Origin of the sequence: Azospirillum sp. (genome assembly GCF_035627195.1) — a bacterium.
Taxonomy (GTDB): Bacteria; Pseudomonadota; Alphaproteobacteria; order Azospirillales; family Azospirillaceae; genus Azospirillum.
This window is the reverse complement of sequence record NZ_DASPMG010000043.1, coordinates 1-23,888: the sequence shown is the minus strand read 5'-3', so window position 1 is coordinate 23,888 and position 23,888 is coordinate 1. Positions and strand designations below refer to the sequence as shown.

General features: G+C 68.9%; 18 protein-coding genes. 13 read left to right on the top strand and 5 right to left on the bottom strand.

Features of this window, described 5'->3' with window-relative positions:
- Positions 1-181: 181 nt before the first annotated feature.
- From VED21_RS03580 to VED21_RS03545, 8 genes are all read left to right on the top strand, one after another.
- Positions 182-4,279, top strand: a complete 4,098-nt coding sequence (locus tag VED21_RS03580) for a Calx-beta domain-containing protein (RefSeq protein ID WP_324880936.1) — start codon at positions 182-184, stop codon at positions 4,277-4,279.
- Between the two features lie 126 nt (positions 4,280-4,405).
- Positions 4,406-5,755, top strand: a complete 1,350-nt coding sequence (amrB, locus tag VED21_RS03575) for an AmmeMemoRadiSam system protein B (protein WP_324880935.1) — start codon at positions 4,406-4,408, stop codon at positions 5,753-5,755.
- Positions 5,756-5,965: 210 nt separating this feature from the next.
- The gene (locus tag VED21_RS03570; protein ID WP_324880934.1) at positions 5,966-7,054 is read left to right on the top strand and encodes a glycosyltransferase; all 1,089 of its coding nucleotides are present in this window, start codon (positions 5,966-5,968) and stop codon (positions 7,052-7,054) included.
- Positions 7,055-7,071: 17 nt separating this feature from the next.
- Positions 7,072-8,631: a tetratricopeptide repeat protein gene (locus VED21_RS03565; RefSeq protein ID WP_324880933.1), complete on the top strand. Its 1,560-nt coding sequence runs from the start codon at positions 7,072-7,074 to the stop codon at positions 8,629-8,631.
- Positions 8,632-8,682: 51 nt separating this feature from the next.
- Positions 8,683-9,465 carry a hypothetical protein gene (locus VED21_RS03560; protein WP_324880932.1) on the top strand — a complete coding sequence of 261 codons (783 nt, stop codon included), beginning with the start codon at positions 8,683-8,685 and terminating at the stop codon, positions 9,463-9,465.
- Positions 9,456-10,409 carry a hypothetical protein gene (locus VED21_RS03555; protein ID WP_324880931.1) on the top strand — a complete coding sequence of 318 codons (954 nt, stop codon included), beginning with the start codon at positions 9,456-9,458 and terminating at the stop codon, positions 10,407-10,409. Before VED21_RS03560 ends, VED21_RS03555 begins: the two co-directional genes overlap by 10 nt.
- On the top strand, positions 10,399-11,190 hold the full coding sequence (locus tag VED21_RS03550; protein WP_324880930.1) for a hypothetical protein: 792 nt from the start codon (positions 10,399-10,401) through the stop codon (positions 11,188-11,190). Before VED21_RS03555 ends, VED21_RS03550 begins: the two co-directional genes overlap by 11 nt.
- 8 nt (positions 11,191-11,198) lie before the next feature.
- Positions 11,199-11,831, top strand: coding sequence for a sulfotransferase family 2 domain-containing protein (locus VED21_RS03545; protein WP_324880929.1), 633 nt, complete (start codon positions 11,199-11,201; stop codon positions 11,829-11,831).
- Here VED21_RS03545 and VED21_RS03540 read toward each other — a convergent pair.
- Entirely contained in the window at positions 11,822-12,688 is an 867-nt protein-coding gene (locus tag VED21_RS03540) for a radical SAM/SPASM domain-containing protein (RefSeq protein WP_324880928.1), read from the bottom strand. The two genes, VED21_RS03545 and VED21_RS03540, sit on opposite strands and share 10 nt — an antisense overlap.
- 73 nt (positions 12,689-12,761) lie before the next feature.
- Here VED21_RS03540 and VED21_RS03535 point away from each other — a divergent pair, with 73 nt between their 5' ends.
- Positions 12,762-13,733, top strand: a complete 972-nt coding sequence (locus tag VED21_RS03535; RefSeq protein ID WP_324880927.1) for a sulfotransferase — start codon at positions 12,762-12,764, stop codon at positions 13,731-13,733.
- A 12-nt stretch (positions 13,734-13,745) separates the two neighbouring features.
- On the opposite strand, the gene VED21_RS03530 is transcribed toward VED21_RS03535, so the two are convergent.
- From VED21_RS03530 to VED21_RS03520, 3 genes are all read right to left on the bottom strand, one after another.
- The gene (locus VED21_RS03530; protein WP_324880926.1) at positions 13,746-14,087 is read right to left on the bottom strand and encodes a type II toxin-antitoxin system PemK/MazF family toxin; all 342 of its coding nucleotides are present in this window, start codon (positions 14,085-14,087) and stop codon (positions 13,746-13,748) included.
- On the bottom strand, positions 14,084-14,329 hold the full coding sequence (locus VED21_RS03525; protein ID WP_324880925.1) for an AbrB/MazE/SpoVT family DNA-binding domain-containing protein: 246 nt from the start codon (positions 14,327-14,329) through the stop codon (positions 14,084-14,086). Before VED21_RS03525 ends, VED21_RS03530 begins: the two co-directional genes overlap by 4 nt.
- Before the next feature lie 624 nt (positions 14,330-14,953).
- Complete coding sequence (locus VED21_RS03520; protein ID WP_324880924.1) at positions 14,954-17,056, bottom strand: class I SAM-dependent methyltransferase; 2,103 nt, start codon at positions 17,054-17,056, stop codon at positions 14,954-14,956.
- A 184-nt stretch (positions 17,057-17,240) separates the two neighbouring features.
- Here VED21_RS03520 and VED21_RS03515 point away from each other — a divergent pair, with 184 nt between their 5' ends.
- The 3 genes from VED21_RS03515 to VED21_RS03505 all read left to right on the top strand — a co-directional run bounded on the left by VED21_RS03515 (position 17,241) and on the right by VED21_RS03505 (position 20,359).
- Positions 17,241-18,023, top strand: coding sequence for a tetratricopeptide repeat protein (locus VED21_RS03515; protein WP_324880923.1), 783 nt, complete (start codon positions 17,241-17,243; stop codon positions 18,021-18,023).
- A gap of 75 nt (positions 18,024-18,098) precedes the next feature.
- The gene (locus VED21_RS03510; protein WP_324880922.1) at positions 18,099-19,322 is read left to right on the top strand and encodes a radical SAM protein; all 1,224 of its coding nucleotides are present in this window, start codon (positions 18,099-18,101) and stop codon (positions 19,320-19,322) included.
- 17 nt (positions 19,323-19,339) lie between these two features.
- Positions 19,340-20,359: a glycosyltransferase family 2 protein gene (locus tag VED21_RS03505; protein ID WP_324880921.1), complete on the top strand. Its 1,020-nt coding sequence runs from the start codon at positions 19,340-19,342 to the stop codon at positions 20,357-20,359.
- Positions 20,360-20,649: 290 nt separating this feature from the next.
- Here the strand turns inward: VED21_RS03505 and VED21_RS03500 are convergent, their stop codons facing one another.
- Entirely contained in the window at positions 20,650-21,645 is a 996-nt protein-coding gene (locus VED21_RS03500) for a glycosyltransferase family 2 protein (RefSeq protein ID WP_414638150.1), read from the bottom strand.
- A 337-nt stretch (positions 21,646-21,982) separates the two neighbouring features.
- Here VED21_RS03500 and VED21_RS03495 point away from each other — a divergent pair.
- The coding region (locus tag VED21_RS03495) for a peptidase domain-containing ABC transporter (protein WP_324880920.1) at positions 21,983-23,888 on the top strand (1,906 nt) is incomplete at its 3' end.

Here is a 23,888-nt window from a genome sequence, read left to right as displayed (position 1 = left end):
TCGGTCATGGGCGGGGCGCTCCGGTCATCAAACAGTTAGATCATAAAGTGTGATGTCGATCACTGTTTCCCCTTAAGGCTGCGTCAATATCGAGGCGCATTACCAGTGCGACAGAAACACCGGAAGGTGCAACTGCCGGATCGAGGGGTGCCCAGGAAAAGCCAACAATGGAGAGCTCGCCATGCCCACCCTTTCCGTCACCTCTCCCGGCATCATCAGCGAAGGCAACAGTGGCACCGCCAGCGCCGTGTTCACCTTGACCCTGTCGGCCCCGGCCAACTCTCCCGTCACCCTGTCCTACACCACCGAGGGCGGCTCCGCCCCGGCCAACGCCGCCACCGCCGGCGGCGACTATACCGCGACCTCCGGCACGCTGACCATCGACGCCGGCCAGACCACGGCCACCATCATGGTGCCGGTGCTGGGCGACGCCACGGTGGAGGGCGACGAGGTGATCTCCCTCACCCTCCAGAACATCTCGGGCGCCGATCTGGTGCCGGAGATCACCGGGCCGATCACCGCCACCCTCCAAAACGACGACGCGGCGCCGGCCAACCAAGCCCCGGCGCTTGCCGGCGCCCTCCCCGACCTGGCGGCGACGGAAGGGGCCGCGTTTTCCTACACCGTGCCGGCCGATGCTTTCGCCGATCCCGAGGCCGGCGCGCTGACGTTTTCCGCCACGCTGGCCGACGGCTCGGCCCTGCCGTCCTGGCTGGCGTTCAACGCCGCGACCCGCACCTTCCAGGGCACCCCGCCGGCCGGCGGCGGCGACCTGACCGTCCGGGTGACGGCGACCGACGCCGGCGGCCTCGGCGTCTTTGACGACATCGCGCTGGCGACCCCGGCGCTGCCGCCCACCGTCACCCTGGCGCGGCTGGGCAACACCACGGTTACCGAAGGCAACAGCGGCGCTACCGACGTCCCCTTCCAGGTGCGGCTGAGCCGGGCGGCGGCGGCCGACGTGACCGTCAGCTATGGCATCTATACCTACGTCACCAACAGCGTGAACGCCGCCGACTTCACCGCCACCACCGGCACGGTGACCATCCCCGCCGGCCAGACCGCCGCCGACTTCAACCTCGGCGTCGTCGGCGACACCGCTTATGAGCCGACCGAAACATTCCAGGTCCGGTTGACCGGCGTCACCGGCGGTTCGGCGGCGCTGTCCGACGCCGGCACCTCCCTTGACAGCCACATCCAGAACGACGACCTGGCCCCGCCCGCCGTCACCCTGGCGCGCACCGGCGGCAGTTCCATTACGGAAGGCGACAGCGGCAACACCGCCGTTCCCTTCCAGGTACGCCTGTCCCGCGCCGCGACGGCCGACGTGACCGTCAGCTACACCATCGGAGGCTCGGGCTCCAACGCCGCCGGTTCGGGTGATTTCACCGCCACCACCGGCACGGTGACCATCCCCGCCGGCCAGACCGCGGCCGATTTTTCCATCGGCATCGCCGGCGATACCACCTACGAGCCGAACGAAGGCTTCCAGATCCAGCTGACCGGCGCCACCGGCGGTTCGGCGACGCTGAGCGATTCCGAGACATCCTGGAGCGGTTCCATCAGCAACGACGATCAGGCCCCGCCCACCGTCAGCCTCGTCCGCACCGGCGACGCTTCCATCGACGAGGGCGACAGCGGCAGCACCGCGGTGACCTTCCAGGCGCGCCTGAGCCGCGCCGTAAGCACCGACGTGACCGTCAATTATACCGTCGGCGGTTCGGGCTCCGGGTCTTCCGCCGCCGGTTCGGGTGATTTCACCGCCACCACCGGCACGGTGACCATCCCCGCCGGCCAGACCACGGCCGATTTTTCCATCGGCATCGCCGGCGACACCGCCCACGAGTCCCACGAGAACTATCAGGTCCGGCTGACCACGGTGTCCGGCGCTCCCCAGGTTGTTCTGGCCGGCGACGACACGGCCCAGGCCACCGGCACCATCCACAACGACGACAGCACCCCGTCCGCCGTCACCCTGGACCGCGTGGGCAGCTACTACATCGTCGAAGGCAACCGCGGCATCAGCAACGCCCCGTTCCAGGTGAACCTGAACCAGGCCGCCGACAGCGACATCACCGTCAGCTACTCGATCATCGGCACCGGCTCCGATTCCTATGCCGCCAGTGCCGCCGACTTCACCGCCACCACCGGCACGGTGACCATCCCCGCCGGCCAGACCACGACCGACTTCTCCGTCGGCATCGTCGGCGACACCGCCATCGAGCAGACCGAATACTTCCAGATCCAACTCACCGGCGTGACCGGCGGCCCGGGCGTCCTGGGTTCCAGCTATTACCTCTATGATGACGCGGCCATCCAGAACGACGACCGGCCGGCGGCGGCCGTCTCCCTGTCGCGCATCGGTGGATATTACATCCCCGAGGGCGACAGCGGCACCGCCGACGCCACGTTCCGGCTGACCCTGAGCCGGGCCGCCGATACCGATGTCGTGGTCGGCTACTCGATCACCGGCACCGGCTCCGATTCCTACGCCGCCCGTGCCGCCGACTTCACCGCCACCACCGGCACGGTGACCATCCCCGCCGGCCAGACCACGACCGACTTCACCGTCGGCATCGTCGGCGACACCCTCAGCGAGGAGAACGAGGGTTTCCAGGTCCAGCTCTCCAGGGTGACCAGCGGCCCGGCCATCCTGGCCAGCTACAACACCTATGAAACCGCCTACATCAAGAACGACGACCGGGCACCGCCCGCCGTCACCCTGGCCCGGGTAAGCGGGCATTACATCACCGAAGGCAGCAGCGGCACCACCGACGCCACCTTCCGGCTGACCCTGAGCCAGGCCGCCGATACCGATGTCGTGGTCGGCTACTCGATCACCGGCACCGGCTCCGATTCCAACGCCGCCAGTGCCGACGACTTCACCGCCACCACCGGCACGGTGACCATCCCCGCCGGCCAGACCACGACCGACTTCACCATCGGCATCGCCGGCGACACCGTCTACGAGCCGACCGAAGGCTATCGGGTCCAGCTTTCCAGGATCGTCAGCGGCACGGCCTCCCTGGCCAGCAACTACACCAGCGAAACCGTTTACATCCAGAACGACGACATGGAGGCGCCCACCGTCAGCCTGACGCGGACCGGCGGCACCGCGGTCCACGAAGGCAACGGCGACACCACCGATCTGCCTTTCCAGGTGCAACTCAGCCGTGCGCTCACCAGCGACATAACCGTCGCCTACACTCTCAGCAGCATCGGGACGAAGCCCGCCACCGCCGCCGACTTCACCGCCACCACCGGCACGGTGACCATCCTGGCCGGTGAAACCTCGGCCGACCTGGATGTCGGCATCGTCGGCGACACCATCACCGAACCGAACGAAACCTATCGGGTCCGCCTGACCGGCGTCACCGACGGCCCGGCGTCGCTCGCCACCTCCGGCATCCAGCTCTCCGGCACCATCACCAACGACGACCTGTCGCCGCGCCTCGTCGTCAGCGACGTTACGGTGGACGAGGACGATGGGATGGCGGTGTTCACAGTGCGCCGTGCCGGCAGTTCGCGCCTCGTCTCCTCGGTCCGCTACACCACCGAGGACGGCACCGCCGAGGCCGGATCGGACTTCACCGCCGTCAGCGGCTCCCTGAGCTTTGCCGTGGGACAGATGTCCAAACCCATCCGCGTGCCCCTGCTCAACGACGGGACGCGTGAACCGACCGAGAGCTTCACCCTGGTCTTCTCCGACACGGTCGGCTTGAACAGCGACGAGGCCAGCGTCACCGCCACCATCCGCGACAACGATGTGGTCCCGCCGCGCCGCGACGACTTCACCGCCAACCGCACCACCCGTGGCACCCTGACGCTCGGCCACGAGCAAACCGGCTGGATCGGGCAGATCGACGACGCCGACTGGTTCCGGGTATCCCTGCTCGCCGGCACCGGCTACGTCATCAGCGCCGGGCCGACCGAAGAAAGCTACCTGGGCGCGCTCTGTATCCGGGTTCGGGACTCGCTCGGCCGTATCCTGACGACGCTGCCGGTCACCGCCGACGAGGAGGACCCGTACATCTTCACGCCCACCCGCAAGGGCACCTTCTACCTCTCGGTCGAGGAGGACGTGGGCTCCAACATCGGCCAGTACACCGTGATGATCGAGACGGCGCCCGAGGACGAGGACACCGCGTCCGCCCGCGCCCGCCCGGCCGCCGACCTTGCGGCGGCGATGCGCGAGATGCCGCTGAGCGGTGCGTCCGCCACGCTGACGGCCACCGGCGCGTCAGCCGCCGCCACCTCGGCGCTGCTGGCCGCCGTCTGATACCAGGTTCAGAAAGTTCTCCCTTCTGAACTTGGTACAGGGCCGCGACCGCGGCCCCTCTGGCCCGGCCCGGCCCTCTCTGCTACTTCTTGGGTACTCTGAAAGCAGTAGAGAGGGCTCCGGATCATGTCCATCCGCGAGGCACAGGTGGCCGGTCACTTCTACCCGGCCGCCCCCGACGTCCTGGCCGGTCAGGTGGACCAGGCACTGGGTACGACCGCCCGGCCGCCGGCCCGCCGGCCCAAGGCCATCATCGCGCCGCATGCCGGCTACGGCTATTCCGGCCCCATCGCCGGCACCGCCTACGCCGCGCTGGGCGACGACGTGTCGGACATCACGCGGGTGCTGCTGCTGGGGCCGGCGCACCGCCACGCCTTCAACGGCATCGCCGTGCCCAGCGTCAGCGCGCTGAAAACCCCGCTGGGCCTCGTGCCGGTGGACTGGGACGCCATTTCGCCGCTGCTCACCCTCCCGGAAATCCAGGTGCTGGACGACGCCTTCCGGATGGAGCACAGCCTGGAGGTGCAACTGCCTTTCCTGCAACGCCGCCTGGGCGCCTTCAAGGTGGTGCCGCTGCTGGTCGGCGGCGCCTCGGCCGATCTGGTGGAGCGGATGCTGGAACGGCTGTGGGGCGGGCCGGAGACGCTGATCGTCATTTCCTCCGACCTGTCCCACTACACCCCCTATGGCGACGCCCGCGCCACCGACCTGGAAACCTGCCGCTTCGTCGAAACGCTCCAGGCCGAACGGCTGGACGGCCGCCGCGCCTGCGGCTTCCGCGCCATGGCCGGGCTGATCCGCCGCGCCCGCGCGCTGGATCTGCGCGCCACCACGCTCGACTACCGCAACTCCGGCGACACCGCCGGCAACCGCGACCGGGTGGTGGGCTACGCCGCCATCAGCTTCGAGGACGCGGCCTCCGCCCGACTGGCCGAAGGAGAGCGCGCCGCCCTGAAGTGGGTGGCCAAGGCCGGCATCGAGCGGGGACTGGCCACCGGCGCCTGCCCGCCGGTGGACGCCACCACCTTTCCCGTCGCGTTGCAGGCGTGGCGTGCCGCCTTCGTCACGGTCAACCTGGACGGCAACTTGCGCGGCTGCATCGGTTCGCTGGTGCCGCACCAGCCGTTGGCCGTCGATGTGGCGCACAACGCCTTCAAGGCCGCCTTCAGCGACCCGCGCTTCCCGCCGCTGACGGCCGAGGAGGCGGGGCGTATCGACATCCACGTCTCCATCCTGTCCACCCCGCGGCTGATGGCGTTCAAGGACGAGGCCGATCTGGTGGCGCGGCTGCGGCCCGGCGTCGACGGACTGATCCTGGAAAGCGCCGGCCGGCGCGGGCTGTTCTTGCCCTCGGTGTGGGAAAAGCTGCCCGATCCCGCCCAGTTCGTGCGCCATCTCAAGGCCAAGGCCGGTCTGCCCCCCGACCATTGGGCCGCCGACCTCCGGGTGTGGCGCTACACCACGGAAAGCTTCTGATCCCTTGGAACAGGGGGGGTGCGACCGTTCGTCCCCTTGCCCCATGCTGCGTCGCAACATACGTTTAAAAATACGCTCTTAGTGGAGCGTTTCCTCCCTAGACTTCAGGCCGCCGGTTCTCCGTTGCGGCCTTTTTTTTGCAGCCCCTTCGCTGCTGCCGCGCCGCCGGAAGGCTGATAGACTGCCCTTCCGAAAGGAGAAGGGTCCGCGATGAAGGTCGCCGTCGTCACGCCTTACTACCGGGAATCCCCCGACATCCTGCGCCGCGCCCATGACAGCGTCGCCGGCCAGACCCATTCCTGCCGCCATGTCATGGTGGCCGACGGCTTCGCCCGCGCCGAGATCGACGGCTGGGACGTGGAACACATCCGGCTGCCGCAGGCCCACGGCGACAACGGCAACACCCCGCGCCATATCGGCGCCGCGTGGGCGCGCGACAACGGATTCGACGCCGTTGCCTTCCTCGACGCCGACAACTGGTACGAGCCGGGGCACATCGCCGGCCTCGTCGCCCTGCACGGCGCCACCGGCGCGCCGGTGGTGAGCGCGCGGCGGCGCATCTGGAGCCTGGCGGGCGCGGTGCTGCTGGCCGAAGGCGAAGCGGCCGACGGCGCCGGCCACGCCGACACCTCCACCTTGATGGTCACGCGCGACGCCTTCGACCTCCTCGACCTGTGGGCGGCGATGCCGCGCGTCTTCTCGCCGTTGTGCGACACCATCTTCTTCTACGCCGCCCTGTTCCGGGGCCACCGCCACGCCTGGACGCCGGCGGTCACCCTCAATTTCCAAAGCCATTACAAGGACCACTATTTCCGCGCCCTGGTGCCGGCCCCCCACGACAACGGGGTGGAAAACGCCTTCTACGCCGCCTACGGCGCCTTCATCCGCGCCCCGGCGGAGGAGATGGCCCGCGTCTTCCTCGCCGCCCCCGACCTGCCCGCCGACCTGCCCCAGCGCTTCGCCGCCTTCGGGGCGGAACTGGCGGCGCGCGACAAGTCGGGCGACGGGCTCAAATACCTGGAGCGGGCGGCCGAGCTGCTGCCCCTTGATCCCGCCCCGGCCAACGACCTGGGCGCCGCCCTGGCCCGCCGGGGCCGCCATGCCGAGGCCGTGCCGCCGCTGCGCCGGGCGCTCGACCGGGCGTCGGGGTTCGCGCCGGCCTTGCACAATCTCGGGCTTGTGATGGTAATGCAAGGTGACGGCCGGGCGGGGGCGGCACTCCTCGCCGAGGCCGCCGCCGGTCTGGAACGCCTGCCGGTGCGCCGGCTGGCCTATGGTTTCGTCGTGGTTGCCGGATGAAGGCGGGAGAACGGGAAATGGGCAAGACGGCCACCGACATCGAGGCCCTGCGCCGGGCGATCCGTGACGACGCGGAAGCCGGCTACCACTACCACATGGGCAACGCGCTGCTGGTCCAGGGCAAGTACGAGGCGGCGATCGCCGCCTACGGCCGGGCGATGGCGATCCTCCCCGACCACCCCGACAGCCTGGCCAACATGGCGGTGATCTTCGAAATCCTGGGCGACGAGAAGACCTCAAACGATCTCTTGGATCAGGCGCGGGCCGGCGACACCGACCTCGCCGACGCCGCCTTCGACCTCGGCACCACCTTCGAGCTGCAAGGCCACGCCGACGCGGCGGCCGGCGCCTACCAGCGCGCCATCGAGCGGCGTGCCGACCATGTCGAGGCCCACACCAGCCTGGGCGACGCCCTGGTGCTGATGGACCGGCTGGACGAGGCCGAGGCGGCCTACCGCCGCGCCGTCGAGCTGGCCGCCGCCGCCGACCCGCCGCGCGCCGGCCGGCGGCTGGTCAGCCTGTCCACCCGCCACGCCGAGCGGGGCGACCTCCTGGCCGGCGATGGCCACGCGGAAGACGCCCTGGCCGCCTACCGCAAGGCGCTGGAGCTGTCCCCCGACAACCTGGACGCCCTGAAGGCGCTGACCGAAACCCTGGCCCGCCTCGGCCGCCGCGAAGACGGCGCGCGCGAGTTGATCGCCTTCGCCCACGCCCGCATCGACGCCTTGCGCCCCTTCGTCGCCGAAGCCGCCTACCGCGAGGCCGCAAGCCTCGATCCGGCTTGCGCCGAGGCCCATGCCGGCCTGAGCCTCGCCCTGCGTCAGCTCCAGCGGCCGCGGGAAGCGATCGAGGCCGCCCGCCGGGCGCTGGCGCTCCGTCCCGATTGCGCCCCGGCCCTGGCCAACCTGGGCCTCGCCCTGCACGAAACCGGGCAGTCGGCGGAAGGTCTGGAGGCGTTGCGCCGGGCGCTGACGGCCGACCCCGATCTGGGGCTGGCCCACCAGGGCCTGGCGACCGTGCTGGAGGCCCTGTCGCGACTGGACGAGGCCGAGGACGCCTACCGCCGGGCGCTGGCCATCCTGCCCAAGCGCGCCATCGTGCGTATCGGCCTGGGCAACGTGCTGCTGAAACGCGGCCGGGCCGATGAGGCGGTGGCGCTGTTCGATCAGGCGCTGGACCTCAACCCCGAACAGATCCAGGCGCTCGCCGGCCGCTCGCGGGCGCTGGAGGTGCTGGGCTGCCCGCGCGAGGCGGCACGGATCGAGCTGGATCTGGCCGAGCGGCAGCTTCGCCGCGATCAGGCGGCGCTGGCGCTGGCCGCCTACCGCCGCGCCGTCAAGCTGGACCCGGCGCTGGCCGGGGACGCCGTCCGCACCCTGGGCGAGGGCCGGGCGCTGGAGAAGCTGGGCCGGCTGGCCGAGGCCGAGGCCGCCTACCGGCAGGCCGCCGCCCAGGATGCCTTCCTGGCCGAGGCGCACGCGGCGCTGGCCGCCGTTCTGGAGGCCCAGGGACGCGCCGCCGAAGCCGCCGAGGCGCGGCGTCAGGCCCGCGCCATCGAGCCTCTGGTCTACCGCTGAGGGCCGAATAGAATCCGACGAATGCCTTCCTTATCCCCCGCCCCGTGGCGCATGGACGCGGTTGTCCTGACGTTCGATCATCAGGCGGGCTTGGCCGAGCTGGTCCACAAGAGCTACCGCGACCTCTGGCCGGGCTGCCCGCTGCGCTTCCGCATTCCGGTCAACGACCGCCGGACCAACCCGTCCCTGGCCTACCTGGCGGCCCGCCCCGACGTGGTGCTGGTGGACAGCCCGCCCGACATCCGCGCGACCATGGCGGCCCTGCTCGACGGTCTGGACGATGACGCCTGGGTCTACTGGTGCATCGACGACCGCTTCCCGGAGGCGATCCCCGCCCCGGCCGCCCTCGATGCGCTCGGCGCCCGGCTCGCCGCCGGAGAGGGGGGCGACGCCTCGGCCGTCCGCCTCATCCACTGGCACGAGACGCTGACCGGCCCGCCGGTCGAACTGGCCGGGCAGACGTTCCGCCGCCAGCGCTATTCCGGCCTTTTCGGCTTCTGGCATCACCAGTTCGCGCGCGCCGGCCTGCTGCGCCGGGTGTTCCTCAGCCCCGAGTTGCCGGGCGACTACGACATCCGCACGATCCAGGCCCTGTTCCACGACCTGGAGCGCGAACGCCCCGGGCTGGCCGGCGCCCTGGTGCCGGTGCGGCCGCTGGTCCGGCTGGGCGAGCCCTGCTGCCGCGGCCGCCTGACGCTCAACGGGCTCGACGCGTTGCGCCGCCACGGCTGCCCGGTGCCGGACTACGCGGTGGAGGCGCACCGCCGGGTGTTCGAGGACATGGCCGTTCCGGTCGAACGGACGGCCGATCCCGGGGAGGGACCATGCGACTGACCGACAACGTCCACAAGCAGGACATCGGGCAATCCCTGCACGCCCTGCTGCGGGAGCGGTGCGGTGCCTTGCCGGAGCGGCTGCCGGGCACCCGGCACCGCTTCACCCATATCATCAACCCCTACCGCTGCCCGCCGGGCTCGGTCGGCGACCGGACGCAACGGCTGACCTTCGCCGCCCTGGCGCAGGCGCGGCAGCTTGCCGCCGGGCGGCATCGGGTGGACACCGTGGCGGTCGGCTTTCCCGACGACCGGGATTTCGCGGCCGCGTTCTTCGACCGGCACGCCACCATCGGGCGGACGGTGCTCGACGGGCGGCGTTTTCAGGTCCCCCGCCCGCTGCCCCTGCTGTTCGACCTGCTGGAGGCCGGCGTCGGGGGGCCGGGCGATGATGGAGACGATGGCGGGCATATCATCTTCACCAACACCGACATCTGCCCGGCCCCGGGCTTCTACGACGCCATCGCGGCGCTGCTGGACCTGGGCTTCGATGCGCTGACCATCAACCGGCGGACCGTCGCCTCCTATCCGCCGGACGCCTCCTGGCTGCCGCTCGCCGCCGCCGAACCGGGGCGGCCGCATGAGGGGTTCGACTGCTTCGTCTTTCCCCGTGCCGCCTTCCCCCACTACCGGCGCAGCGACGCCTGCATCGCCGCCGGCGGCGTGATGCGCAGCCTGCTCTACAACATGGTGGCGTTCAGCCGGAACATGCTGATGCTGACCGACGCGCATCTGACCTGCCATATCGGCGACGACAAGGAGTGGGACCGGCCCGAGCTGCGCGACTACGTCACCCACAACTGGGCGGAAGCCCGCCGGGTGTTCGATCACCTGGCCCCGGAGCACGGCCGGCGCCTTCAGGCGTTCTGCGACACCCACGGTGAGTGGGACCTGCTGCCGCGCCACGGCGCGCCCGCCGACGGCGGGGGGAACCATGCCGACTGAGCCGGTCATCCGGGTCATCCACCAGTTGGCGCGGACCGGCGGAACGCTGCTGAACCGCTGCCTGGGCGCCATGAACGGCGTGCTGGTGCTGTCGGAAATCCACCCCTTGCGCCATGTGGTGGACCCGCTGGAGCAGAGCCGCGACTGGTTCGGGCTGGACGGCGTCACCGTCGACCTTCCCCCCGGCACGCCCCCCGACCAGGCTTTCGCCCTCACCGTCGAGGCCATCGCCGGCCGCGCCCAATCGCTGGGCAAGGCCGTGGTGGTGCGGGACTGGACCCACCTGGATTTCATCGGGGTCCCCTTCGTCTTTTCGCCCTCGTACCGCCTGTCCACGGCGGCGGCGCTGGCGGAGCGCTTCCGTGTCCGCAACGCCTGCGTCGTCCGTCACCCGATCGACCAGTACCTGAGTTCGCGGCTGCGACCCGGCATGGCCCCGCACCTGAAGGTGGGGATGTTCCTGACCGGCTACCGCCGCTTCGCCGAGCAGTGCATCGCTGTCGGCTTCCTGCGCTACGAGGACATCGTCGCGGCGCCGGAGCGGCGGATCGCCGAGATCTGCCGCCGCCTCGACCTGCCGTTCGACCCGTCGTTCCTCGACCACTGGCACGCCTACGACAAGGTGACGGGCGACACCATGGCGGAGTGCTCGCGCGGCCTGGGCCGCCGGGAGTTCCTCAGCCTGCCGCGCCGCGACTGCCCGCCCGATCTGCTGGTGGAATTCGAGAGCAACGCCGATTACCGGGCCAGCCTCGCTCTCCTGGGCTATTCCGAGGACTAAGGCCGCCGATGCTGTCCGAAACCTACCGCTTCATCTACCTGCACGTACCCAAGACCGGGGGCAACTCGATCCAGACCGTCCTGGAGCCGTACAGCGAGGACCAGCGGGTTGTCGCGGAAAGCTACCAGGACGGGATCGACCGTTTTCAGGTTCTGGGTCCCCGGACCCCGACCAAGCACGCCACGCTGGCCGACTACCACGCCGTGCTGGGGCGGGGGCTGGCGGCCTATCGGCGCATCATCAGCGTCCGCCATCCCTTCGCGCGCGCAGTTTCCTATTATTTCTCCCCCAACCGCTGGATGCGGCAGGAGCCGGACGGCCGTTGGGTCACCCTGGAGGCGGTCTGGAACCCGGACGCCTTCCTGGACTTCCTGGACAAGATCGCGCCGATCGCCGATTTCCTGACCCTTGACGGCGCCGTCCAGGACCCGGGCCATGTGGTGCGCTACGAAAATCTGGCGGCGGATTTCGACCGGGTGGCGCGGACGCTCGACCTGCCCTGCCGCAGCGGCGACCTGCCGCACGTCAACCGCTCGACGGCCGATCCCGCGCTCCGCGCCGCCGCCGGCGCCGACCCGGCGGTGCGGCGCGCGGTGGAGGAGCGTTTCGCCCGCGACATGGCCCTGTTCGGCTACGGCTGAGGCAACTCCACGAACGGCCCGGCGTCGCAGCGGCCGCACACGGGATAGTCGGCGGCGCGGCCCGTCCGGTGGGCGGTGATGAAGGCGCGGCAGGCGGGACTGTCGAACACCTCCGCCAGGGATTGGCCGCGCAGGTCGCCGAACACCACCGTGGCGTCGAAGTCGAAGCTGCACGGCACCACCTTCAGATCCCAGGTCACCACCAGGATCTCCCGCCGGTGACCTTCGATGATCGAGCAGGCGTGGCGCGGCCCGGTGCCGGGCGGGTTGTAGGCGCGGCCGTTGCCGTAATTGTGCAGCAGCTTGGTTCCCGCCGGTCTGCCCGACAGCTCGTCGGTCATGCCGATCGAGTCATGGATGTCGTGGAAGGCGTCCTTGGTGTCGATGACGAGGCCGCTGCCGGCCTCGGCCGCCAGCCGCGTCACCCGGTCCAGGTTGGCCATGGCGACATCGTACATATCGACGCCGTGAACCTTGCGGTAGCTCTCGCGCGTCAGGCCGTAGACGCTGACCTTCAGCACTTTGAGGCCGCTGTCCACCAGTGCGCGCAGATAATCCTCCGAAACCCGGAGGCCCAGGGTCGAGGTGATCCACGGGCCGCACTCCGGCCATGTCCGGCGCGTCAGCCGCACCTTGTCCGGCAGGTTTTTGTCCAGCAGCGGCTCGCCGTAGCCGTGCAGGTGGACCAGCCGGCGGAAGTCGGGGATGGCGTCCGACAGGCGGCCGAGCAGAAACCGGAAGTCCTCGACGCCCATGACTCCCTGATCCCGCGTCAGCTTTTCGCGCGGGCAGAAGAAACAGGCGTGGCCGCAACGGTTGGTGTTCTCGATGCGGATTTCCTTGAAGGTCGGAAGCATGGGTCGGTCGTTGTCGCCTTGGCCGGAAGGGTTATGCTACGACAGTCGCAGCTTTTCGTCGCGTGAGTTCCCCATGACGTTCCAGCCCGTCTTCCTCATCTCCTCGCCCCGCTCGGGGTCCAACTGGACCAAGGCGGCGCTGAACGCCCATCCCGACATCGTCTGCACCGAGCAGCGGCTGTACGGCGGCTTCTTCGAGATGTGGGTGGACGATCCCGTCACCGGGCGGTCCAACCCGCGTTTCACGCTGGACCGCATCGTCGACATCATGTCGGGCTACAACAACTATCCCGCCGCCGCCGGCGACCTGCCGCGCGAGGAACTGGCGCGGCGCATGACCGGCCGGCTGGCCCGCAGCCTGTTCGAATTGGCGCACGACACCAGCGGCAAAAGGCTGGTGGTGGACAAGCTCACCCCCTACCTCGACTCCTGCGCCACGGTGGCCGAGGGCATCCGCCGCGACTTCCCCGAGGCCCGCATCGTCTACCTGGAGCGCGACCCGCGCGACGTGCTGACCAGCGGCGTCTTCAACTGGCTCAAGCGCCGCCGCCAGGACACGGAGTGGAACCCGGTCCAGCGCGCCCGCCACGAGCGTTTCGTGCTCAAGCGCGACGACGTGCGGCTGGACCGTTTCTTCACGCCGGACGACATCGCCTACTGGGTCGGCCACTGGACCGGCCCGGTGGATCACATCCTGCCCATCGCCGACCTGACCTTGCGCTACGAAACGCTGCACGGCGATCAGGCCGGCGAGCTGAAGCGGCTGTTCGATGCCCTGGGCGTGGCCGGCGACGAGGCCATCTTGCGCGGCTGCCTGGAGGCGTCCTCCTTCGCCCGGCTGTCGGGCGGGCGGTCGCGCGGCCAGGAGGACCCCGACAACCCCACCGCCATGACCCGCAAGGGCATCGTCGGCGACTGGCGCCACTACGTCACCCGCGCCGACGGCGAGGCGATCCAGGCCCACACCGGCGAGCGCCTCCAGGCGCGGGGGTATGAGGCGGATAAGGGGTGGATCAAAGGGTTGCCGGAGCGGTTGGCGCTTTAAAAAGGCGCCTCTTCACATCCCCACCAACGCCGCCAGCTTGCCGCGAGCCTCCTCAAGCGTGGCTAGCGGCACCGTGGCCCCAACAGGGATAATGGGGCGGGCCAGCGTGTCGATGCTACGGACATGGCTGGTCAGGATTTCGCCCATGATCGGCAACCCGTCGGGCAATACCGCGCTGCTCGGAAAGGGGCGGATGCGGCTGCTGATCGGGCAAACGATGGCAAATCCCGTGGCGCGCCAGAACGCCACGGGGGACACCACCAAAGCCGGCCGGCGCCCGCTCTGCTCCCGGCCCACGCGCGGATCGAAGTCGGTCCAGATCAGGTCGCCGGCATCGGGCTCGTAGGCCATCATTCGACGATCTCACGGCCGACGTCCGGCCCCCAGTCGAACGCCTCGCGCATGGCCTCGGGCGTCACACCCTTCAGAAGCTCATCGAGCGAATAACGCGGCCGGCTGACCGAGATCACGATCCGGTCACCCTCCGCCTCCATCTCGACGCGCGTCGCTTCAGTCAAACCGACGCGGTTGGCGATGTCCTTCGGAATGCGAACGCCCAGACTGTTGCCCCACCGGGCGACTTGCACCTGCATCATGCCCTCCCTGGCATCTGGGGAACAATATGACGGATATCCGGCGGATATACAAGGGTGGCAATGGAGAAGGATGGATGGGATGGGGCTGTTGGCGTCCGAAGCAAAACTCCTTATGCCACTAGATTTGTGGTGTAAAAAATCGTATGTAAGTAGCGTTTACGTAAGGTAAACTTACATGTAAGGCGAACTTACAACCGGTATACCAAAATGGTGTTGCGTCATGTAGGTAAGCCGGCTCTGCGCCCTCATCACCAAAATGGTGATGATTTTCCATGAACATGCCGCGCAATAAGCCCTTTACTAAGCGTCGCAACCGATATTATAAGGGTGGTTGTGGTCAAAGCGCCACCATGCCACGCGGTGGTAGGCCGCGCGGCTGGATCTTCAAAAGGTGAGGTGACTATGGGCAAGGTTTCCCTTGCCGGGTGGACTGCCTTTTTCGATGCCCTCGCACGGTTCATCAAGGCTGTCTACCTGCTTCCTCAGCCGTGGTTCCGTTAGGACCGCCGACTGGCAAAACGCCTCCAGAGACTCGCACTCTCAAGGAGGCGTTTTGTTTGCCGTCAGATATCAACGGCGCCTTTCACCATGCCGCAAAGGGTCGTTTTATGCAACGCCGCCATTTTAGCCGCTAAAATGGTGGAGTACGCGTAACCCCGCCGCCATCGCCCGCACCGCCCCGTCCAGCGGCTCGCCCGGCGGCACGGTGAACAGGCGCATGGACGGATACCACGGCCGCCGGCCGGTCCCCAGCATGGCCCAGTCGTCGTCCCAGCCGGCCCGCCACACCGGCACGCCCACGGCCCCGGCCAGATCGCCCACCGCCGTGGGCGCGGTCACCACGAGATCGAGCGCCGACATCAGCGCCGCCACCCCGTCGAGATCATTGGTCAAATCCAGATCGTGCCAGGAATGCACCGCTTCCGCCGGATCGGGATCGTATTGCAGCGAGACGACGCGCACCCCCGGGACATCCAGCACCGGCCGCCACGTCTCCAGGCTGCCCGACCCGCGCCGCCCCCGCCAGCTTAAGCCCACCTTGGGGCCGTCGCCCAACTCGGCCAGCCGTCCCCGCCAGAAGGCGACGCGGGCCGGATCGGCCTTCAAATAGCCGCCCGCCGCCGGAAACCGCGACAGATCGGGGCGGAACAGGCGCGGCAGCGCCGCCATCGCCACCTCGGCATCCGCCGCCCCCGCCTCGGCCAACGGGAACGAGCGGGCGTAGAGCGGCGCCAGCCTCGGGTCGCCCTCGACCACCACCCGCGCCCCGGCGGCGATCAGGTCGGGCAGGCAGGAGGCGAACATCAGTTCGTCGCCCAGGCCCGGCCCACCCGTCACCCGCACGCGCTGGCCCGTCAAACTCTCGACCGGTGACGGGAACCGCCGGGCGAACCAAGCCCAGCCCTCGGCCAGCAGCCCCTGACCCAGCAGCGCCTGGGCGACGAACCACGCCCCCCAGCGCGCATCGCGCGCCTCGGCGGCGGCGAAGCAGGCGTCGGCCCGCTCCCGCTGCCCCGCCGCCAGCAACGCCGCCCCGCGCAGGGCCAGCTGGCGCAGCCGCATCCCGCCGATCTCAGCCTCCAGCCGCTCCCGCTCGGCCCGCACGGCGCGGGGATCGACGCCGCGCCCGGCCCACACCGCCTGCGTCCGCCGGTCCCGCGACGCCGCCGCCCCGCCGGCCTTGACCACCACGCCCAGGCACCATTCGGAGTCCGCCGGCCCGTCGCCCTGAACTTCCGCCAGCTCGCGCGCCGCCCCGGGGTCGCGCATGCCGCCGCCGGCCCGTTGCGAGAACCGGCGCTCCAGGGCCAGCGTCCCGCCGAACAGGGCCTCGAAGCGCGGCCAGTCGAAGACGTGGAAGTGCCAGGGGTTGGGGTCGGTGCCGGTTTCGTCGATCCACAGGTTGGGCACGCTGGCGATCAGCCGCCCGCCGGGCTTCAGCACCCGCGCCACCTCGGCCAGGAAGGGGCGGTAGTCGGGCAGATGCTCGATGGTCTCGAACGACACCACCAGATCGAACGCGCCGTCGGCGAACGCCGACAAGTCACAGGCATCCCCCGCCCGGTACGACAACCTCTCATCCAGCGCCGCGTAATTGAGCGTGGCGTAATCCACCGCCCAGCCGCTGGCGTCCATGCCGACCACCCGCGCGGCCGCCGTCCGCCGGGCCAGCAGCGCGCTGCCGTAGCCCAGGCCGCAGGCCACGTCCAGCACCCGGGCGCCCGGCTCCACCAGTTCCGCCGCCAGCTCGTAGCGCACGACATGGGCGTCGGCGCGCCGGCCGGGCTCGCGCAGCATGTCCATGTGCAGATCGCGTTCCGCCGCCAGCCGGGCCAGCGGATAGGCGGCCAAGGCGGCATCGGGGATGCGCTCCAGCGCCAGGGTGAACGGCGGCGCCTCGCGCTCCAGAGCGTGGTACGGCGTCACCCCGAGATACAGCGGGTGCTTGCGCCAGCCCGCCGCGAACGCGCACGCCTCCCACCAGCGGCGGTCATGGCCGCCCGCCTTCAGCATCAGGCCCCGGCGGGCGACCCGCCGGAACTCCGCCAGCGCCGCCGTCACCGCGTCGGCGTCCAGCCCGTCCAGGCCATGGGCGCAGGCCACCCCGTCGATCGCCCCGTCGGCCATGTTGTCGGCGAAACCTCGCGCGGCGGTCAAATCGGCCAGGGTTTCCCCCCTCCCCTCGCCGAAGGTGTTCCGCCATGCCGTGACCAGAAAGCCTGCCATCGCCCGCGTTTCCTGCCTTTTTGCCCGCCCCGTGCCCTTGGTAGCTCCCACCCCGGCGGCCCTGTCAAAGGGAAACTTCCGTGGGACGGCCGACAATCGCCTTGTGACCGGCGCGCCGCTCCACTATCCCTGGCCCAGGGCTTGCTTGCGTCAGAGCCCGTAGCGCCCCTGGGAATACCGCCGCATGGACACGATCACCGCCGATCTCTTCGATACCATCTGCGTCATGGTCGGGGACAAGACCGCCAACCGCCACGCCGAGGCCGAGATCCGGTGCGCCGAGGCCCTGGCCCGCGATCCCGCCGACGCCTCGGCCCTGGCCGCCTCGGGCTACCTCGCCCTGTGCGCCGGCGCCCTGCCCCAGGCGGTCGGCTTCATGGAGCGGGCGGTGGCGCTGAACGGCGCGCGGGCCGTGTGGTGGCGGGTGCTCGGCCTGGCGGCGCGCCACACCGACACCCCGGAAAAGGCCGTCGCCGCCCTGCGCCGGGCGGTGGAGACGGACCCGCGTTACATCGACGCCTGGAACGACCTGGGCATCACCCTGCGCGACCTGGGCCGCCCGCGCGAGGCGGCGGCCGCCTTCGACACGCTCATCGGGATCAAGCCGAGCCACGCCGGCGCCATCCGCCGGCTCGGCACCTGCCACCAGCAGGCCGGCGACCTGGACGCGGCACAGGCCGCCTATGCCCGCGCCATCGCGGCCAAGCCGGACTACGTCGAGGCGTTCATCAACCTGGGCAGCGTCCACGAGGCGCGCGGCGAGTTGGATCGGGCGCTGGAGTGCTACCGCACCGCCGTTTCCCTGAAGAACGACTTCGCCCCATCCTTCCATGCGCTGGGAGCGGCGCTGGCGAAAAGGGGCGAGCGCGAACCGGCGATCCAGGCCCTGTTGCGCGCCGTCGATCTCATGCCCCGGCACGCCGATGCCCATGGCGCCCTGCTGGAATTGGGCTATCGCTGGGCTTAAGTCGGCAAATCATGCCGCAAGCACGGCAAATATTGCCGAGAAACTAGGCAATAAGGCACAAGGAGCCTTCGAGTCATGGACGATCGGGTCACGGTCGATACCTCTTTCCGCAAGACCACCAAGCGCGTGCTGACCCGGCGCGGTGTCTTGTGGCTGGGGCAGACCTGCAACATCCGTTGCCATTTCTGCTATTTCCTCGACCGCATCGCCAACAAGGACCATCCCGAGCACGCCTTCATGCCGTTCGACAAGGCGAAGGCGATCTGCGACACCCTGCGCTTCACCTACGGCAACAACGCCATCGACATCCAGGGCGGCGAGCCGACGCTCTACAAGCCGATCTACGATCTGGTGAGCCACTGCCGCGCCATCGGGCTGGCCCCGACGCTGATTTCCAATGCCATCCTGCTGGCCGACATGGAGCGCTGCAAAAAGCTCCAGGAGGCCGGGGTGCAGGACCTGCTGCTCTCCATCCAGGGCATCGGCGACACCTACGACAGGATCGTCGGCGTGCCCGGCGGCTCGGTCAAGCAGATGCGCGCACTCGACAACCTGATGCAAATCGGTTTGCCGTTCCGCTTCAACGTCGTGCTGTCCAAGCCGGTGCTGACGCAGCTGGAGAAGGTGGCGGAGCTGGCGGTGACGGCCGGCGCGCGGGTGGTCAATTTCCTGACCTTCAACCCGTTCGAGGATCAGGCCGCCGGCGGCAAGCGGTCGGGCCACAACGTGCCGGGCTACACCGACGTCGCCGGCCCGCTGAACCGCGCGCTCGACATCCTGGAAGCCGCCGGGATCGAGGCGAACGTGCGCTATTTCCCGCTGTGCATGGTCGAGCCCCGGCACCGCAAGTCCATGTACAATTTCCAGCAGCTCTCCTACGACTTGCACGAATGGGACTACGCCTCGTGGTCGTGGACCGGGCAGCAGGCCCAGCGCATGGCCGGCGGCGAGCTGACGGCGCGCCCCAAGCTGCGCGACATGACCTACCCGCGCGCCGCCCTGTTCTACGAGGTGTTCCCCGAGCTGGACGCCACCCCGCACGAGGAGCGCGATCCCGAGATGTACCGGGACAACGCGCGCCTGCGCGCCGGGACCGATTGCAAATACCGCTACGCCGCCGCCTGCGACGGCTGTTCGGCCAAGGCGATCTGCGACGGCTTCCACGGCGACTACGCCTCGATCTTCGGCCTGGGCGAGGCCAGGCCGATCGTCGAGCCCGCCCCGGTGGACGATCCCACCCACTACATCCGCCACCAGGAAAAGGTGGTCGAGGCGCAAGACCTCGACTGGGCGCTGTGAATTTCGGGAACAGGACCATGACCAAGCGGCTTACCGTCATCATCCCCACCTGCAACCGGCTCCAGCGCATCACCCGCTGCCTGGAGGCGCTGGAACGCCAGGACACGCCGCCCGGCACCTTCGACGTCATCGTGGTGGACGACGGCTCGACCGACGGCACGGCCGAGGCGCTGAAAAACCGTTCCTCCACCCTCGATGTCCGGGTGCTTTCCCAGGCCAACCAGGGGCCGGCGGCGGCGCGCAACCGCGCGCTGGCGGCCGGAACGGCGCCCTTGGTGCTGATCATCAACGACGACACCATCCTGACCGAAGGCGCGGTCCGCCGACACATTGACCTGCACGACGCCGCCGGCCCGGGTGAGAAGAAAATCGTGCTCGGCAACTTCCGCATCATGCCGGAGTACAGGTCCGACCTGTTCACGGCGGCCGTGGACGCCACCACCCACATCTTCCCCTTCAGCTGGCTGAAGGCCCGCAGAATCCTGGACTTCTCCTACTTCATCACCTGCAACACCAGCCTGGCCCGGGCGGCCTTCGACGAGGCCGGGGTGTTCGACGAGAGCTTTCCCAAGCCGGCCGGCGAGGACATCGAGATGGGCTACCGGCTCTACGCCAAGGGCTGGAGCATCGAGTTCGTCCCCGACCTGATGTCCTGGCACGACAGCTACTTCACGCCCAGGAGCTACGCCCGCGCCCGCTTCATCCGGGGCGAGGAGGACCTGCGCTTCATCCACAAGCACCCCGAGCAGCGTGGCGTCTACCAGCGCCACGCCCTGGCCTTCGCCCGCAGCCATTACGACCGGCTGGTCAACCACTGGGACGACTATCAGGCCTATGTGGACTCCACCGTCGCCCTCACCGACGCCCTGATCGCCCGTCATCAGGCGGCGCAGACCCCGGCCGAACGCCACGGGACGCTGCACGACATCATGGGCCGGATCGAGGCGATCGGTTACCTCGCCTACGCCGCCGGCGCCGGCAAAAGCCCCTACTTCGCCGAGGTCGTCCGGGGATTCCAACCGCAGGCGGTGTTTTGAGGCGACGGCACGGCCGGCTGAGGCACACTTGCAAAAGTTCACTAAATGTTCTATATTGCGCGCGCATCCATACCCGGATTCCGCGCGTCGCCGCGCGGGTGGAACCGGGAAAGGTTACATCGGTTACATCGGTTACATCGGTTACATCGGTTGCGGCGGGCGGAATAAGCCATCCCGATCAAAGGCTTGTCCGCGCGCCCTCGTTGCGCCCCGTTTCACCCCGTTGCGCCCGTTTCACCGGCCTTTGATAAAAAACAAGGACTTGGCTGAAACGCCGGGGTTGCACGATGTTACACCTTCCGCCCCGGCGGGGCCGCCTGGGCGAGGTAGAACAGCCGCTTCATCTCCTTGCGGCCGCGCGTCACCGTTTCCAGGATCAGCCCGCAGGCGAGGCTGAGGAAGGCCAGCAGCATCATGCCGGTGGACAACAGCGCCGTCGGCAGACGCGGCACCAGCCCCGTCGCCATCCACGTCGCCACCACGGGCGCGGCCAGCATCAGCGACGCCAGCGCCAGGATGGCGAAGACGCCGTTGAACAGCGCCAGCGGCCGTTCCTCCTTCACCAGCACCAGAATGGTCCGGAGAATGCGCCCCCCGTCGCGGATGGTGTTGAGCTTGCTGGCCGAGCCCGGGGGCCGCTCCTTGTAGGGAGTGGCGATCTCGGCGACGGGCATGTTCAGTTCCAGCGCGTGTACGGTCAGCTCGGTCTCGGTTTCGAAGCCGGTGGCCAGCGCCGGGAACGACTTCACGAACCGGCGCGAGAACACCCGATAGCCCGACAGCATGTCGTGGATGCGGTTGCCGAAGATCCACGCCACCATCGACGTCAGCGCCACGTTGCCGAAGCGGTGGCCCGGCCGGTAGGCAGCCTCGGCCTCGCTGCTCCGCGCGGCGTTCACCATGTCGAGCTGATGGTCCAGAAGATGCCGGACCAGCCGCGGCGCCGACGCCGCGTCGTAGGTGTCGTCGCCGTCCACCAGCACATAGACGTCGGCCTCGACGTCGGCGAACATCCGGCGCACCACATGGCCCTTGCCCTGGAGCGTCTCGGTCCGCACCACCGCCCCGGCGGCCCGCGCCACCTCGGCCGTGCGGTCGCGCGAATTGTTGTCGTAGACGTGGATGGCGGCGTCCGGCAGGGCGCGGCGGAAGTCGCGCACCACCACCCCGATCGCCACCTCCTCGTTGTAGCAGGGGATCAGCACCGCCACCGACGGCGCCGCCATCAGGGAAGCCTGGGCACCGGCCGCCAGGGATGGTTTCTTCTCAGCAAGGTCGGTCGACATCGTTCGCCCGGTTTGAGGAGGCCGTGACGATCCCAAGTGTAGGAAACCCGGCGGCGCCGCACAATCAGCCATCCGAAACAGCCCCATCGCCGGCCGCGCCCGGAAAACGGCGCGATTCCATCCGGCGGCTCACGCCCGGCGGGTGGATGGCGGTGCCGACGGCGCATTCGTTGAGCGACGGCGCCGGCTCTGATATCTTTAGCCTCCATCGACCGCGCATGGGCTCACTTTAGCCACAGAACCGCCTCCATAAGATGATTGTCTCTTTCGGGATGGCCGGTCTACGCTCCCTGTTCGCCGTTCGAGTGAAGAAAGACAAACTCAAGAGACATTGCCCATGTCCGAAAGCGCGGTCTGCGCCCACACCGTCGTCAAGAGCCTTGCCCTCATTGCTGGAAAAAGAGGGATCGGCGTCATCGCCGAGGACCTTCTCAAGCAGTACGGCATCGGCGACCAGGAAGCCTCGACCGACCAGATCCTGGGCATGGCCGAAGGCTTGGGACTGTCGGCCAAGGAAACCACGCTGAGCTGGGAGGAACTCGTCGATCTCGGCGGCGATTTCCCGGTGATGCTGATCTTGAAGAATGGCAACGCCATGGTGGCGGTCAACACGACCGCGATCGAGGGCGTGCCGGTGATGATCCTGCACGACCCCCTGGTACCGGACGACAGCATGATCGCCGTGGACGAACGGCGCCTGACCCAGGCGTGGGACGGCCGGGTGATGCTGCTCAAGCGCCATTACAAGCTGACGGACGTCGAACAGCCGTTCGGCTGGCGCTGGTTCTTCCCGGAAATCATCCGCCAGCGCCGCCTGTTCCGCGACATCGCCATCGCCGCCATCATGCTGAGCCTGTTCGGCCTGGCGGCGCCGATCCTGACCCAGCTGATCCTGGACAAGGTCGTCGTTCACAAGGCGTACGGCACCCTGTACGTCCTGGCCGCCGGCTATGTCATGGTCGTGCTGTTCCAGGTGGTGTTCAACTACCTGCGCGGCTACATGACGCTGGTGGTGACGAACCGCATCGATTCAATCCTGAACGTGCGCGTCTTCAACAGGCTGATCAGCCTGCCGATGCATTATTTCGAGACGGCCTCGGCCGGCGTGGTGCTGCGCAACGTCACCCAGACCTCGACGATCCGCAATTTCCTGACGGGGCAGGTGTTCTCGACGCTTCTGGAATGCGTCACGCTCGCCTTCCTCATTCCCTTCATGTTCTACTTCCACGCGCCGCTGGCGATCATCATCCTGGGCATGACCGCCCTGTTGTGCGTCGTGTTCGCGGTCACCACCCCGTACATGAAGCGCAAGCTGGCCACGGTGGCCGAGACGGAGGCCCGCCGACAGGCCTTCCTGGTCGAAACCATCCACGGCATGCGCACCATCAAGTCGCTGGCGCTGGATGCCCGCCAGCGCAAGGAGTGGGACAACCGCACCACCCAGACGCTGCTGCGCCAGTTCGACGTCGGCCGGCTGATGATCGGCATGCAGTCGGTGACCCACTTCCTGCAGGTCGCCATCAACATGGTGGTGGTGCTGTTCGGCGCGTGGTTCGTGCTGCAGGGGTCGCTGTCGGTCGGCTCCTTCATCGCCATGACCATGCTGACCGGCCGGGTGGTCGGCCCGCTGGTCCAGGTGTCGCAGATCTTCCAGAGCTTCCAGCAGGTCAGCCTGTCCTTGGATATGCTGGGCAACATCATGAACCACCCGGCCGAGGAAGGCCGCTCGGGCATCGGCACCCGCCCGCGCATCCAGGGCAAGGTGGAATTCCGCAACGTCCGCTTCCGTTACCCGACGGGGGCCGCCTGGGCGCTCGACGACGTCTCGTTCAAGGCGGAGGCCGGCACCATCCTCGGCATCATGGGCCGCTCGGGCTCGGGCAAGACCACCATCACCCGCCTGTTGCAGAAGCTGCACCCGATCCACGGCGGCTCCATCCGCATCGACGGCCACGACCTGCGCGATCTCGACCTGGACCACCTGCGCTCGTCGATCGGCGTGGTGCTCCAGGAATCCTTCCTGTTCCGCGGCTCCATCCGCCAGAACATCGCCGCCGGCAAACCCCACGCCACGCTGGAGGAGATCATGCGCGCCGCGCGCATGGCCGGCGCCACCGAGTTCATCGAGCGCATGCCCAAGGGCTTCGACACCCTGCTGGAGGAAGGCGCCTCCAACCTGTCGGGCGGTCAGCGCCAGCGCCTGGCCATCGCCCGCGCCCTGCTGGTCGATCCGCCGATCCTCA

What these genes read in the sequence shown, in the direction of transcription:
- VED21_RS03580 (WP_324880936.1), top strand. Translation starts at nt 182, where the DNA reads ATGCCCACCCTTTCCGTCACCTCTCCCGGCATCATCAGCGAAGGCAAC.
- amrB (WP_324880935.1), top strand. Translation starts at nt 4,406, where the DNA reads ATGTCCATCCGCGAGGCACAGGTGGCCGGTCACTTCTACCCGGCCGCC.
- VED21_RS03570 (WP_324880934.1), top strand. Translation starts at nt 5,966, where the DNA reads ATGAAGGTCGCCGTCGTCACGCCTTACTACCGGGAATCCCCCGACATC.
- VED21_RS03565 (WP_324880933.1), top strand. Translation starts at nt 7,072, where the DNA reads ATGGGCAAGACGGCCACCGACATCGAGGCCCTGCGCCGGGCGATCCGT.
- VED21_RS03560 (WP_324880932.1), top strand. Translation starts at nt 8,683, where the DNA reads ATGGACGCGGTTGTCCTGACGTTCGATCATCAGGCGGGCTTGGCCGAG.
- VED21_RS03555 (WP_324880931.1), top strand. Translation starts at nt 9,456, where the DNA reads ATGCGACTGACCGACAACGTCCACAAGCAGGACATCGGGCAATCCCTG.
- VED21_RS03550 (WP_324880930.1), top strand. Translation starts at nt 10,399, where the DNA reads ATGCCGACTGAGCCGGTCATCCGGGTCATCCACCAGTTGGCGCGGACC.
- VED21_RS03545 (WP_324880929.1), top strand. Translation starts at nt 11,199, where the DNA reads ATGCTGTCCGAAACCTACCGCTTCATCTACCTGCACGTACCCAAGACC.
- VED21_RS03540 (WP_324880928.1), bottom strand. Translation starts at nt 12,688, where the DNA reads ATGCTTCCGACCTTCAAGGAAATCCGCATCGAGAACACCAACCGTTGC.
- VED21_RS03535 (WP_324880927.1), top strand. Translation starts at nt 12,762, where the DNA reads ATGACGTTCCAGCCCGTCTTCCTCATCTCCTCGCCCCGCTCGGGGTCC.
- VED21_RS03530 (WP_324880926.1), bottom strand. Translation starts at nt 14,087, where the DNA reads ATGATGGCCTACGAGCCCGATGCCGGCGACCTGATCTGGACCGACTTC.
- VED21_RS03525 (WP_324880925.1), bottom strand. Translation starts at nt 14,329, where the DNA reads ATGATGCAGGTGCAAGTCGCCCGGTGGGGCAACAGTCTGGGCGTTCGC.
- VED21_RS03520 (WP_324880924.1), bottom strand. Translation starts at nt 17,056, where the DNA reads ATGGCAGGCTTTCTGGTCACGGCATGGCGGAACACCTTCGGCGAGGGG.
- VED21_RS03515 (WP_324880923.1), top strand. Translation starts at nt 17,241, where the DNA reads ATGGACACGATCACCGCCGATCTCTTCGATACCATCTGCGTCATGGTC.
- VED21_RS03510 (WP_324880922.1), top strand. Translation starts at nt 18,099, where the DNA reads ATGGACGATCGGGTCACGGTCGATACCTCTTTCCGCAAGACCACCAAG.
- VED21_RS03505 (WP_324880921.1), top strand. Translation starts at nt 19,340, where the DNA reads ATGACCAAGCGGCTTACCGTCATCATCCCCACCTGCAACCGGCTCCAG.
- VED21_RS03500 (WP_414638150.1), bottom strand. Translation starts at nt 21,645, where the DNA reads ATGTCGACCGACCTTGCTGAGAAGAAACCATCCCTGGCGGCCGGTGCC.